Source organism: Pedobacter sp. (genome assembly GCF_035317785.1).
Lineage (GTDB): Bacteria > Bacteroidota > Bacteroidia > Sphingobacteriales > Sphingobacteriaceae > Pedobacter.
Map to the genome: position 1 here is coordinate 1 of NZ_DATHGC010000231.1, position 14,817 is coordinate 14,817.

A 14,817-nucleotide genomic window follows, 5' to 3' on the forward strand; every position below is an offset into this window, starting at 1 on the left:
GATGATCTGTTAAAAGCGCCCAGCGGAAATGTGCTTGCCGCTTTACAAGGCAAGGCCCCTGGCGCACAGATCAGTCAGAATTCCGGCGACCCGGCGGGAGGGATGTCAGTCAGATTACGCGGGCTGAGTTCTTTAAATTCAGGCTCAGATCCGCTATATATTATTGACGGGGTTATTGTAAATAATGCTACAGCCCGTGTAACCAATACCTCAGCCAACTACGACGGAGGTGGCAGTGGTACTGGAGGCAATGGAACCTTCGTCGGGGCTATTGGTCAGAACAGGATGGTCGACATTAATCCAAACGACATTGAGCGTATTGAGGTTTTAAACGGTGCTGCTGCTGCTGCCATTTATGGTTCCAGAGCAAACGCAGGGGTTATCCAGATCTTTACGAAAAGAGGGATGAGCGGCAAGCCTGTTGTTAGTTTATCTTCCAGTTTTACAACCAGTCATTTGCGTAAGCAGCTGGAAGTGAACCGGTCACCCGTTAAATTTGGGGATCCTAAGCTGCCTGTTGATGCTTTTACCCAGGATGTGATACAAACGGTGACGATACCCCCGGCAACTGTGCCTACATTATATACTACTACCGTACCGGTAAACAGGTACGATTATCAGGATTATATATTTCAATCGGCTGTCGGTACAGACAATACTGTATCTGTTGCAGGAGGAAGTGATAACACTAAATTCTATACTTCATTAGGTTATTTCTCTAACCAGGGGATCATTAAAAATACGGACTTCAAAAGGTATAACATGCGGGCAAACCTGGACCAGAAAATTACAGACTGGGCTAAACTTACTGCTGGATTTAATTATATTCATAGTGATGCAAATGAAAAGCCCGATGGCAACTCATTTTTCTCACCTATGAATTCGATCACGATCATTGGTAACTTTCATGACATCTTTGCGCGGGATGCCCTGGGTAATTTAAAAGCCGTTGGAGAACGGGGAAGGGTGAACCCGGTGTCGGTAATTGAGGACATTAAGCAGCGCCAAACGGTTAACCGTGTCATTGCCAATGCAAAACTTGTATTGAACCCTGTTAAAAATCTGACTGTCGATTATACCATTGGAGTGGACAATACCATCCAGAATGGAACTACTTTTATACCGCCTTTCGCTTATAACGTGAGCACGGGTTTTTATGGAGGCGGGCCCAGCCTGGACCCAAGTCTAAATGGTTATGCAAGCGCAGCTAACGCTACAGCTACCCTGTTTAATCATGAGCTGAACCTTACTTATGATGCAAAACTATCTGATGTTTTGCTGTCTACCACTCAGCTGGGCGGTTCTTATCAATATGAAAAAAATAATTATTTATTGTCTAACGGACGTGGACTTGCGCCTTTTATAGAAAGTGTAGAGGGGGCCAGCACCATCCTGCCTAACGCCGACAGGCGTTTGCAGCAATCCATAAGCGGAGCATACCTGCAGCAAAATTTTAAATACAAAGACCATTTGTTTGTAACGGGCGCAGTACGTGTGGATCAGTCGACCGTTTTTGGTGAAAAAAACCGGACTAAGGCATACCTAAAAGGAAATGCCAGCTATGTCCTTTCATCGGCTGAATACTGGAGTGGTTTGGGTGTATCCGATTGGTGGGATACTTTCAAAGTCAGGGCCGCTTATGGGCAATCGGGTAATCTAACCGGAATTGGGCCATATGAGCGTTTTAACCAGTATCTTTCTTCTTCTTATCTGGGCAGGACTTCGCTGGTGTCCAAAACCCAGCTGGCAAATACTGACGTCGCCCCGGAAAGGCAGACTGAACTGGAGCTTGGAACAGACCTGTCGTTCTTTAAAAACAGGCTTGGCCTGGTGTTCAACTGGTACGCCAAAAAGGTTGATGAGCTGCTTGTTCCGGTTGTTATTGCGCCAACAACAGGTTATATCAGCCTATTGCAAAATAACGGTTCCTTAAAAAATAAGGGAATAGAGATTATGATTACCGGAACTCCTGTTGTAACGAATAGTTTTAAATGGAATGCCTCGTTTATTTTCAACCGCAACAGGAATAAAGCTGAAGGCACCGGTGCTTTACAATTGATTACTACAAATCCCGGCGCTCCGGTTGCCGTCATCGACGGTGAACCTGCTGGTGTATTTTATGGTACCTTTTTTGCCAGAAATCCGGATGGAAGCTTGTTAACTGATGCTGCAGGAATCCCTCAACTGGAACGGGGCATTCAAAATTCCACCACGACCTACACACCTCAGCGGGGTGCAAATGGTCTGCCTACAGGAACTACCCTGCGTAAGGTTATTGGTGACCCGAACCCTGATTATACCGGGTCATTTGTAAATGATTTTTCTTATAAGAAACTAGGACTGCATATTCAGCTGGATGCTTCGGATGGTGCAGATGTATGGAATGCCGACTGGCGCACCCGTCAGGGTGTAGGCGGCGGTAAGGTGGCCGAGCAGGAACAGATGGGCCTTTTGCCGCGTGGTTATGTAGCAGGCGTATATGCTACCGAAGAATGGCGGATTGATGATGGTTCTTATGTGAAGTTAAGAGAGGTGTCCTTAAGTTATAATGTCGGGAAGGTGAAATTCATGCAGGATCTCACGATCAACCTGAGCGGAAGGAATCTGGTTTCCTGGGACAACTACAAAGGATACGATCCTGAATTGAACTCAGGTGGACAATCCACCCTTCTCAGGAACATCGACTTTGGACCTGTGCCAATTCCGAGGACCTTTAGTTTAGGTGTACGTGCTAAGTTTTAAATTAATTAAGGACAAAAATACATTCTGATGAAAAGAAATTATATATATAAAATAGTAAGCACCTTATTGGTGTTGGTTATGATAACTTCCTGCAAAAAAGAGTACAGAGATCCATCGGGTGCAAATGCGGATGATGTGCTGACCACGCCAAAAGGTTTGACGGGAGTAGTGGTAGGCCTGCAAAAAGTCTATTCGGTAGGCCGGCTCGGGGTGTACTTCAATTCGGTTTCCACTGCCGGCTTCGTTACCAACGAAATCATGCTTATGAATTCAGGAAATATACCGGAATTGCAGCTGTTCACTGGCGGTAATAGCGTGGATGGCACGAATAATATTTTAACAAATTTATGGACTTACAGCAATAAGATCATTTTTGACGCAGATAATGTGATTAATAATGCTGCAAATCTGGGTGACAAGAATTATGCTTCAGGGTTGATCGCATACGCAAGTATATTTAAGGCCTTAGCGTTAGGTAATTTGTCTCAGTACTGGGAAAATATACCTTCCGGGATTGGACAAAATGTGACTTTCATAGGACGGGTTGAAGGATTCAATAGAGCTATTGCGGTAATAGACAATGCGCTTTCTGTAATTACGGCCAATAACATCAGCGCCGGGTTTTTAAGTAATGTGCCTGCTGGAATTGACATACAGAATACTTTATATGCTTTAAAAGCCAGATATGCGCTTTTTGCAGGAAATTATTCCTTAGCCCTGACAGCTGCGAATAGCGTTGATCTGACTAAAAAATCAACTTTCAATTTTGACGCGCAGACGTTGAACCCAATTTTTGAGATCGCGACTTCTACCAATAACGTGTTCCAGCCAACCAATGCCAATCTGGGATTGACAGGTGCCTACACTCCTGATGCGGCAGATAAGCGGCTTCCTTTTTACACCGTGCCAAATGCGACCGCACCTACTGCCCGTTTAGGTGGCTTTGGATTGACGAGTACCACTGCTATACCGGTCTATTTGCCCGGCGAGGTCACTTTGATCAAGGCTGAGGTTTATGCCCGTCAGGCTACGCCGGATCCGGTGAATGCATTGATTGAGCTGAACAAGGTGGTGACCAAGCAGCCCGCAGCCGATCCTTTTGGTGTTGGGGCAGCTTTGCCACCAGTAGTTGGCGCTTTGACTCCTGCGCAGATCCTGCCGTTGATCTATAAACACCGGAGTATTGAGCTGTATCTGTCAGGGTTAAAACTGGAAGATATGAGAAGGTTTGGGTTGCCAAATGGTGACCGGAAGCGGAATTTCTTTCCATATCCGTTTACTGAAAGGGACAACAATATAAATACTCCGGCTGATCCGGCTTTCTAATAGAGATCTGGTGTGACACTAGAGGATAAAAAGAGGGGAAGCCAACGGCTTCCCCTCTTTTTATTACAAAATCTGTAAGTTTTTGACTTTATAGGTAGCTAATGCAGGGTCATCTGCTGAGAGTTCGGTAACCAGGTAATGTATGTTTTCCAGTGTGGCTACTTTGAGCCGCAATGAGATGTCAAGCTTTTCCGAAATACAAAGTATCGCGGTTCTTTTAGATGCGTTGAGCATTGTTTTCTTCAACTGGTTGATCTCCCAGTCGGTGTCGGTAAGGCCGTCGGCAGGGTGCAGCGCACTTGTGCCCAGCAGGCAAAGGTCGGGGCTGATCTCTGAAAGCTGGTTGATCACATGGCCGCCATAGGTGACCTGGGAGTTTTTAGAGAACAGGCCTCCAATGAGGATCACTTCTATTTTGGCGTATTTAGCCAGTTCAATGGCTACAAAGGGGCTGATGGTGAAAAAAGTGGCATGCAGATTTTCAGGAAGCTGTTTGGCCAGCTCTATAATCGTGGTGCCGCCGCCGGTCAGTACCACCATGCCATCTTTTATAAGAGATATTGCCTTTTTGGCGATGCTGATCTTGGCGTCTTTTGCATAGACGGTGCTGTCATCGAATGAGGATTGGTAAGATTTGGAAAGTGCCCCACCATGGACCTTAATCAACTGGTTGCTGTCTGAAAGCTCCTGCAGGTCGCGCCTGATGGTGTCTTCTGAGACGTTTAGCAATTGAACAAGATCAGAAGTAAGCACGCGGTTGTGCAGGTTGATCTGGCGCATCACAAAATCATGGCGTTCCTTTTTAAGCATCGGTTTAATTTTTGGCTAAAATAAATAAAAAACGGTCGAAAAAACGCTATGCGTGTTTTTGCAGGTTTTTGCAGTATTTATTTCTGTGTAGCATAAAAATAGTAGATTATTTTGTAAAATAGTGAAAAACTTTTATGATATTTACTAGAGCTTTGATTTTTATGCGTGTAAGTGCAGGATTTTAAATCAAGGAAACTAAACAAACTTAAATTCTTAAACCAAAACAAGCTTTTATGAAAAGAAAACTACTATTACTTTTTATGGGCATTTCCTTGTTGCTGACGCAGGCATTTGCGCAGCAGGTTACGGTGACCGGTAAGGTAACTTCGCCCGATGGGCTGCCGGTGCCAGGGGCATCTGTAAAAATCAAAGGAAATCAGAGCGGTGCTCAAACCGGGGCATCAGGAACTTATTCCATCAGCGCGAAACAAGGCGATGTGCTGGTCTTTTCTTTTATCGGGAACGTAACACAGGAAAAAGCTGTGACCGGAAATGTAATTAATGTGGTATTGCAGGAGGATAACAAGTCTTTGAATGAAGTCGTTGTTACCGCATTGGGTCAAACAGTGAAGCAAAGATCGCTGGGTACATCTCAACAAACAGTTAAAGGAGCGGATATTGCTCAAACACAACGCGAAAACTTCGTTAATGCCTTGCAGGGACGGGTAGCCGGTGTCGAGGTGACGAGTTCATCCGGTGTCCCGGGATCCTCATCATCTATTACGATCAGGGGTGTCAGTTCGATCAGCGGCAGCAACCAGCCACTGATGATCGTTGACGGATTGCCGATCGACAACAAGACGCTGAACACCTCCGCCTTCTTCTCAGAGATCAGCTCGAACACTTCGCAAGCCAACCGGACAGTCGACTTTACCAACAGGTCTTCAGATATCAACCCTGAGGACATTGAAAGTTTAGTTGTGCTGAAGGGTCCTGAGGCAGCTGCGCTCTACGGAATTGATGCGGCAAATGGCGCAATCGTGATCACCACAAAAAGAGGTAAATCCGGCCCGGGTGTTATTGACTATAGCAATAGCTTCAGGGTGGAAACGCCAAGAGGAAAACCAGAGATTCAAAGGCAATATGGTATTAGTGGTGTTGGAGCAAGCACCTTCCAGTATTTTGGCAACGAATATCCTGCCGGCACCCAGTTTTATGACAATATCGATGGGTTTTTTCAAACTGCTTTAACCCAGAAGCACAATTTGTCATTTAGCGGGGGCGCGGAGAAGCTTAACTACAGGGTTTCAAGTTCATTTACCAATCAAAATGGCGTAGTTCCCAATTCAAAATATGACAGGATTAACCTGACAGGCTCAACTCAGGCCACGCTAAACAGCTGGTTGAAAACAGATCTTTCGATGAGCTATGCCTATTCTAACAATGATCAGGCCCGTAAAGGCGTAGGCGGTCCATTGATTGGCCTGCTGGTGTGGCCGCAAACAGATAATGCAAAAGATTACCTGACGCCAGCAGGTACGCGGAGACGCCTGTCTACTCTTGGAGCCGGATCAGAAGTTGATAATCCGTATTTCAATATCAACAAAAATCTGAATAATTCTAAAACAAACCGCTTGATCTCAAATCTCGGATTGACAATTACTCCATTTTCATGGGGGCATTTCAAAACAAACATTGGGGTAGACAACTATACAAACACAACAATGATTGTCAGGCATCCTGAAAGCACTGCGGGGTTTGGGCCCAAAGGCATATTGGATATCGCAAATGATGTGGTACGTAATGTGAATATGCAGAATTTGTTTAACTTCAATACCGTTAAGTTTACTGAATCACTGTCATTTGATGCTACCATAGGCCAGTCGTTCCAGGATCTAAGGTCTAATACTGACGCATCTTACGGTGAAAATTTTTTAGATCCGGATTTTATTTCGGTAAATAATACCAATATCCGGAATGCCAGGAGTACATTGACCAGACGAAGACTGGTTAGTTTCTTTGGAAGGGCAACTTTGAATTATAATGATTATTTATACCTGACAGGAACGATGAGGAATGACAGAACTTCAACTATTCCAATAGACAGATATTCATTTTATTACCCTTCAGTATCAACAAGCTTTGTGTTTACGGATGTTCCTGCCTTTGCAGGTCTGAAGAAAATTTTTACCTCTGGTAAACTTCGGGCAGCTTATGCTCAGGTTGGTAAAGACGCGAGACCTTATGCGTATAATGCAGTTCTGGAATTTAAACCGACTGTTGGCGGTGGTTATGGTTATGGATTTACCGGACCAAATCTGAATTTGAAACCTGAATTTGCAAAATCATATGAATTTGGTACGGAGCTGGCATTTCTGAATGACCGTTTGGGACTTGATCTGACGGTTTACAGAAAGGAAACTACCGATCAGATTATAAATGACATCCGGGGAAGTTATGCAACTGGATATATTTTGTTTAATCTGAACGGCGGAAGTACCCGTAATCAGGGTTTAGAAATGACTTTGAGGGGAACGCCGGTAAAAGGGACAAACTTCACCTGGGACGTGCTGGCAAATTTTGAGAGTGCTAAAGGCGAAGTACTTGCATTACCGAATTCATTACCAGAAGCATACGTTTCTGATACCTGGTTGTTTGGAAATATAAGGGGCGGAAATTCTGTGGGTAAATCTACGAGATCTTTAACCGGATTTTTCTATTTGAAAAATAATACCGGCGATATACTCATAGATCCCACAACTGGTCTGCCGTTGAGATCGACCGTATTTATTGATGCGGGATATGACAGGCAGCCTGATTTTTCTATTGGACTAACTAATACTTTTAGCTTTAAAAACTTTTCATTTTCATTTCTTCTTGATATAAGAAAAGGTGGTGATATACTCAACGGTACGGAGCAGTTCTTGACCGCCCGGGGCTTAAGTATGCGCACCCTTGACAGAAACGAGCCTCGTGTAATTGCAGGTGTATTGAGAGATGGTCTGGAAAACTCGGCAAATCCTACAAAAAACAACATCATTGTCGTTCCAAGATACCAGAACGGGTATTATACAGACATTAGTGAAGAATTGTTCGTTGAAAAAGATATCAACTGGCTTCGGTTAAGAGATGTGACTTTCAGTTACAGGCTGCCTGCAAGCCTGCTTAAGAAGCAGAACTTTGTAAAAAACGCAAGCCTTTTTGTGACCGGGACAGATTTGTTTTTAATTACCAATTATTCTGGACTTGATCCGGTGGTGAACGGAAATAGCGCAGCAGTCGGTGGTTCTGGAGGTGTGGGTATCGACTATGGAAATTTCCCCATACCGATGGGCGTGAACTTTGGGATTAAAATTGGTTTATAATCAGGAGGAGATATTAAAATGAGAAAAATATATATGACATGTTTAGTTGCCTGCCTGGTTTTGGTAAGCAGCTGCAAGAAGTTTTTGGATGTTAACGAGAATCCAAATGCGCCCCAGGATGTTACAGCAAACCTATATCTGGCACCTATGCTGCACTGGATGGTTACAGATGCTGCATATGAGGGGCGTCACATAGGCAGGTATACGCAGAACTGGACCCTGCCGGCGGCGACACTTGGCACCTGGGACCGGATGGGCTATGATCCTGGTTCTGACAATGGAGCGCAGACCTTTAGGGATGTGTATTGGAGTTTAGGAAAGAATCTTATTGACATGATGACCAAAGCCGAGGCCGAGGAACGCTGGGATCTATTGGGGGTAGGTTACATCCTTAAGGCCTGGGGCTGGCAAACGCTGACTGATCTGCATGGAGAAATTACCATAAAGGAAGCATTTGTCCCTAATAAGACTGAGTTTGCTTATGACAGCCAGGAATTTGCTTATGAAGAGGTACGGAGACTGCTGGGTCTTGCCATTAGTAACCTGCAGAGAACTGATGGGGCTGTGGACGCTACATTTTTGAGTGTGGGCGATAAAATTTACAATGGTGACCGTACAAAATGGCTTAAATATGCTTACGGATTACTTGCTATTAATCTAAGCCATTATAGTAATAAGTCTGTGTATGATCCCAATGCGGTTATTGCTGCCGTTGACAAATCATTTGCCGGTAATGCAGATGATGCGCTTCTCACTTATGGCAGATTGGGAAATGACGATTCTAATTTTATGGGACCACGCCGTCAGAATTTCCAAAATTACAGACAGACACAATTTATAGTTGGGTTGATGAACGGAACACAGTTTGACAATGTAGTTGACCCCAGAATGACCAGAATGCTGGTTCCTGCACCTGATGGAGTATACCGCGGACTGGACGTAAATGTGGTTAATTACGGAGCACTTACAACTGCTCAAAGACCAAATAACATATGGGGGTACGATGCGAATATTACAGCAGGAAAACCGACAACTTATCTTTTTGATGATGTCTCAAGATTCCCTTCCATGACTTATTCGCAACTACAGTTCATCAAGGCAGAGGCAGCTTATAGAAAAGGAGACAAAGCAGTAGCTTTGGATACCTATAGAAATGCAATATCATCGCACATTGATTTTGTAAATGCGCGCAACAGCGATAACGGTCAGCTGCCATCTCAAATCACTTCATCAGAAAAAACGGCTTTTCTTAACAATACTGCAATAGTCCCTGTGCTTGCGTCTGATTTGACATTGTCTCATATTATGTCGCAAAAATACATTGCCCAATGGGGTTGGGGACATTATGAGACCTGGATGGACATGAGAAGATATCATTATACTGATGTTGATCCGGCGGCCAATGGTAAACAAATTTTCCGCGGCTTTGCTGTTCCAACTGGTTTATATGGAGATAACGGTGGAAAAGTAGTACAAAGGGTCAGGCTGCGTTATAATTCTGAATATGTTTGGAATAGGGCAAACCTGGATAAGATCGGTGGCCTTGCTGCTGATTTTCACACCGTACCACTATGGATTATTCAACCTTAATTACTCGCAAAATGAAAAGAAATTATATTTTAATCTTATTGGTCCTTGCTGCAGGTTTTTCATCTTGTAAGAAAAATGCCGTACAGGAAATCGATGCTCCGCCATCAAACGGAGCTTACATCCGTGGTTATAACTTTGCTGTTGGTGGTCCGAGCATAAATTTTTATGTCAATGACACTAAAATTTCAGCGGTCAATTCTACTACAGGAGCGGAGGCTCCAGCAGGCGTGGCCTACGCAGGTATATTCCCTGCTAACAATAGCTATGCACTGCTGAGCAGTATCGGGAATGTTGCCTTTAAAACAAAAATATCGTCTACGGCAACAGCAAATGCAAATGCCGTGATCGCAGATATTTCCGCTACTGTAGAAGCAGGTAAGTACTACTCCTTTTTTACAAGCGGGATCTATGATGCCGCCGCAAAAACTACATCAGGCTTCGTATTGGAAGATGTGTTCCCGGCCCCTGACACCGCAGCAGCCTATGTTAGGCTGGTAAACACCATTCCGAACGCGATCAATGGTTTTGATCTGAAGGCTGTAAATAAAACTACTGCTGCATCGGTCACTATAGCGCCTGTGACGGCGTATAAAAGTGCGTCAACCTATACAAAAGTTCCTAATGGGGTGTATAATTTAACTGCAGTTAGTACGAATACGCCAACCAATTATACCATTACAAGAGCGGATGTTTCCTTTTCGAAAGGATTTGTATACACTATTGCCGCACGTGGTAATGTGAATGTTGCGGCGAATCCGGGTTTGGATTTGACGAGAAACAGGTAAATAACAGAGGCCGGATCATTAATAAAATGACCGGCCTTTTTTTCTTTTTCAATTGTGGGTATCTTGCAGTACTAATTTTAAGAGGCAAGCATGAGATTTTTAAGTTTCTTGTTACTGGCGATCTTACCCTGTCTCACTTCAAATGCCGCAATTTTTACTGTGACGAGTAACTCGAATGATGGTGCAGGTTCGCTGAGACAGGCCATACTGGATGCAAATGCGAATGGGGCTGTGGCCGATCGTATTCATTTTGAACTGCCTGGTGCTGATGCGGTTGATATGGCGATAACGCTTACTGAAGAACTGCCTCCGCTGACCTCGAACCTTGTGATTGATGGTACCACACAGCCAACAGCTTTACTTGGAAGCCCAAGTATTAAGATCAGGCTTGTAAGAGGATCTGCAACCTGGTTTAGCGGACTGGTACTGGATGGGGTTTCTAATATTGAGATCTATGGCATCTATTTTAGTAATTTTCTTTCCCAGCGGAGCGCTCCTTCAGATGAGAGAAAGGCCGGGATTTTTCTGCGGAATGCTTCTCATATCAAAATTGGTGCGCCAAATAAGCAAAATGGTTTTGGAAATAATTACACTTCGGTTATTTCACCCACTACACCAAATCTTCAGGAAGATATAACCATTTCATCGAACATTATCGGACTTGATCCAAGTGGCATGACTGCAGCAGGTAATGCTGTAGGGATTGACCTAAGCTATCTTAGAAATTCAACCATAGGTGGCCCAGCGGCTCAATATGGAAATCTAATAAGCTCCAATGCAGATGGAGTTTCGCTGGGGGCATTGAGTGGTACAGTTAATTTTTCTTTCAATGTAATCGGCTTCAGTGTTGACAAATCCAGAACCTTTCCGGCGGATCAGTCGACGGGTGTTTTCGCCAATGGTCAGGGTGTAGATCTGTTTATTACTGACAATTATGTTGTATCACAATTTACAGGTATCAGGATCGATAATGTTAGGAACAACTATTCAATTGAGCGTAATGTGATCGGTACTGGCCCAAATTCAGAGAATTACGGAAACGAGAAATATGGTATTGAATTGTACAATTGCGGTGCAGGGACTATTGGGCATCAGAATGTTATTGCTTATAACGAACAAGCGATTAAAGTTGACCTCTCTTATCCGGTATCTATTTTAAAAAACAGCATTTATTGTAATAGAGAATCTATTGTTTTTGACAGACTACCCAAAACTATCGTCCAATCCTCAATTTCTTCAATCACCTCCACAAGCGCCAGAGGGACTTATCTGCCCAATTCTTTCATCGAACTTTTTTATGATGATGAATGCCCGGACTGTCAGGGTAAAATCTGGATTGCTACTGTGCCGACAAACCCAGACGGGAGCTGGGTTTATAATGGTCCGCTTATTGGCGGGATCACTTCCACCGGAACCAATGCGGATGGGGCAACCTCGTCTTTTTCGAAACCATTGCTTTTTGATCAGGGGAAGATGATCACAGAGACATTTTGCAGCAGCAGTAAGGGTAGCATTACAGGGATTAGCATCAGTGATGCCAGTTTCTATAAATGGTACACAGAGGATGGGCAACTGGTGTATGATGGTCAGGATCTGGTGAATATCGAAGCTGGAAATTATTATCTGGAAGGAGGACAGCCCGGGAGTTGTGCGATCAGGTCTCCGGTATATACCATTCCAAACAAGGACATTGTATATAAAGCGAAAAATTTTGTCGTTGTACCGGCTAATTGCAATAGTGATAACGGATCAATAACAATAACGGGTTATGAAACAGAGGAGCCTTCATTGTTTGAATGGAAGGATGAGGCGGGAACGGTGGTTGGTAGCAATGCCTCAGTTTCTGGTTTGCCGGCAGGCAAGTATATGCTGACAGCATCAAATGGACAGGACTGCAGCAACATAGCCGGCGAATTTGTAGTGCCAGAAGCGGTGACACCATCGATAGACCTTTCCGGGTTGATAAAAAACACTACTTGCGATGGAAGATTTGTTAGTGCAGCCGGGATAAAGATTGATGGCACTACAGCGCCTTTTACTTACGCATGGATCAATGAACTAGGCAGCATTGTTGGGAGTGAATTGGAATTGAAAAAAGCTGCTCCGGGAAAATACTTTTTGAAGGTAACGGACCGTTATAATTGTGTGCAAACTTCTCCACTGATCAATTTTACAGATATCGGTAAAAAGGTTTTGGTTGTTCCAAATTCAATCTCTCCAAATGGCGATGGGATAAATGATACCTGGAAGATCCAGGGAGCAGATAGCTATACAAATTCTGATTTTTCGGTGTTTAACCGGTATGGTGAACGGGTTTTTTACTCCAGAGGGTATGTCTTGGAGTTTGATGGAAGTATGAAAAACGGACACTTGCCTGCAGGAGTTTATTATTATGTGATTGATTTGAAAGGCGATTGTCCGAATTTGACCGGTAGTCTAACAATAATCAAATAGAATTGCGTGTCCTTTACTGCTAAATTTTCCTATTTTTGCCCCAAAGTAAATTATCATGGCAAGTTTTACACTTACTCCTGAAACCTGGACAAAGGTTAAAATCAAATTTCTTAGAAAATACCGTGACCTCGCACAAGTAGAGATTCCTTTCATACCCGGCCAGGAAGATTCCCTGGTACAACAATTAATGGGTTTGGTGAAAAGGGACAGGGAATACGTTGAATTTACTATAAAAAAGGCGCTTGCTGATCCCGAAGGCAACAGGCTATAATTTTCTCTTTTTGTAGCCGGTTAATTGTTTTTAAGGGCATTAAATGTTAAATTGCATTCAGACATCTAAGTTTGGGTTATCAACAGATTAGTGCATGATGAAAAAATACAAACTGGCCACAGCCTTAATTCTTATCGCTTTTGCTTCGCTTACCTGGTCTTTTAAAGAAGACTTGTTCCTGGTTTCCAAAAACCTGGACATTTTTGCCGCGCTTTATAAGGAGATCAACATCAATTATGTAGAGGAAACAAATCCTTCAGATCTGATGCACAACGGGATTGATGCGATGCTGGGGAATCTGGATCCTTATACGGAGTACATTCCGGAATCGGAAATAGAAGATTATAAGTTGAAATATGTAAGTACCCAATACGGTGGTATTGGTGCAACTACGTTATTTATCGAAGGTAAGCTCTTCGTCAATGAGGTGATGGAGGGTTATCCGGCTGATAAGCAGGACCTGAAGCCAGGTGATCAACTGGTTAAAATCGATAATAATGAAATAAAAGGGAAGGACCGGGCACAAGTCAGTCAGCTGCTTCGCGGCCCTAAGGGTTCGCCGGTGGATCTGCTGATCATCAGGGACGGGGCTGTAATCACCAAAAAATTGGTTAGAGATGAGATTAAACAGCCAAATGTAAGTTATTCGGGAATGACTGAAGATCATATCGGATACATCAGGCTGGATAAGTTTTTGGAGAACTCTGCGCAGGAGGTAAAGGATGCTGCGGCTGCACTGAACAAAGAACAGCCAAAGGGAATGATCCTGGATCTGAGGTACAATGGCGGCGGTATATTGCAGGAGGCGGTGAAGATCGTAAATCTGTTTGTAAACAAGGACATCATGGTGGTCACTCAAAAAGGAAGGAATCCGCAGAAGACAGTTACTTATAAGACAATGAATGACCCTTTGTTCCCACAGACTCCCCTGGTGGTGCTGGTGGGGGCAAATTCAGCATCTGCTTCAGAGATCGTTGCAGGTGCGCTGCAGGACCTCGACAGGGCCATTATAGTAGGGCAGCGCAGTTATGGAAAGGGATTGGTCCAGCAGACCTTTACTTTGCCATACAATAGCCTGGTAAAGGTTACTGTTGCTAAATACTTTACGCCTTCGGGAAGGTGCATCCAGGCATTGGATTATGCGCATAAGGATGCCAGCGGCAAAACACTGAAATTTGCCGATTCGCTAATGAGTAAGTTTAGTACCAAAACGGGGAGAAGCGTGTATGATGGAAATGGCATCTATCCGGACGTGGTAGTGGGCCTGACAAAGTTTAGCCCGGTGACCACATCCATATTGAGCAAAAACCTGTTTTTTGACTATGCGAATGATTTTAAGAAACGGAACAAGACCATTACGCCGGCAGCAAGTTTTCAATTGAGTGATGCGGATTATGGCCAGTTTGTGGCATCTATGGCAAGCAAGGACTATTCTTATACTTCAAGGACGGAAAGGCTGTTGTCTGATTTGCGGGAGGAGGCCGAAAAAGAAAATAAACTGAATGTCGTAAAGGCCGATCTGGATGATCTGAAG

The 14,817-nt window shown here is 43.9% G+C and carries 9 protein-coding genes; 8 read left to right on the forward strand and 1 reads right to left on the reverse strand.

Annotated elements, in window-relative coordinates:
- Positions 1 to 2,742, forward strand: a 2,742-nt coding sequence (locus tag VK541_RS14000; RefSeq protein ID WP_324370948.1) for a SusC/RagA family TonB-linked outer membrane protein, incomplete at its 5' end; no start/stop codon positions are given.
- 27 nt (positions 2,743 to 2,769) lie between these two features.
- Complete coding sequence (locus tag VK541_RS14005; protein ID WP_324370949.1) at positions 2,770 to 4,068, forward strand: RagB/SusD family protein; 1,299 nt, start codon at positions 2,770 to 2,772, stop codon at positions 4,066 to 4,068.
- A 63-nt stretch (positions 4,069 to 4,131) separates the two neighbouring features.
- On the opposite strand, the gene VK541_RS14010 is transcribed toward VK541_RS14005, so the two are convergent.
- Positions 4,132 to 4,878: a DeoR/GlpR family DNA-binding transcription regulator gene (locus tag VK541_RS14010; protein WP_324370950.1), complete on the reverse strand. Its 747-nt coding sequence runs from the start codon at positions 4,876 to 4,878 to the stop codon at positions 4,132 to 4,134.
- Between the two features lie 233 nt (positions 4,879 to 5,111).
- Here VK541_RS14010 and VK541_RS14015 point away from each other — a divergent pair, with 233 nt between their 5' ends.
- The 6 genes from VK541_RS14015 to VK541_RS14040 form a co-directional block, all read left to right on the forward strand.
- Positions 5,112 to 8,183, forward strand: coding sequence for a SusC/RagA family TonB-linked outer membrane protein (locus VK541_RS14015; RefSeq protein WP_324370951.1), 3,072 nt, complete (start codon positions 5,112 to 5,114; stop codon positions 8,181 to 8,183).
- Positions 8,184 to 8,216: 33 nt separating this feature from the next.
- Positions 8,217 to 9,773 carry a RagB/SusD family nutrient uptake outer membrane protein gene (locus VK541_RS14020; protein ID WP_324370952.1) on the forward strand — a complete coding sequence of 519 codons (1,557 nt, stop codon included), beginning with the start codon at positions 8,217 to 8,219 and terminating at the stop codon, positions 9,771 to 9,773.
- An 11-nt stretch (positions 9,774 to 9,784) separates the two neighbouring features.
- Positions 9,785 to 10,558, forward strand: a complete 774-nt coding sequence (locus tag VK541_RS14025; RefSeq protein WP_324370953.1) for a DUF4397 domain-containing protein — start codon at positions 9,785 to 9,787, stop codon at positions 10,556 to 10,558.
- A 90-nt stretch (positions 10,559 to 10,648) separates the two neighbouring features.
- The gene (locus tag VK541_RS14030; RefSeq protein ID WP_324370954.1) at positions 10,649 to 13,012 is read left to right on the forward strand and encodes a gliding motility-associated C-terminal domain-containing protein; all 2,364 of its coding nucleotides are present in this window, start codon (positions 10,649 to 10,651) and stop codon (positions 13,010 to 13,012) included.
- 55 nt (positions 13,013 to 13,067) lie between these two features.
- Entirely contained in the window at positions 13,068 to 13,283 is a 216-nt protein-coding gene (locus tag VK541_RS14035; RefSeq protein ID WP_324370955.1) for a hypothetical protein, read from the forward strand.
- 94 nt (positions 13,284 to 13,377) lie between these two features.
- The coding region (locus tag VK541_RS14040; protein WP_324370956.1) for a S41 family peptidase at positions 13,378 to 14,817 on the forward strand (1,440 nt) is incomplete at its 3' end.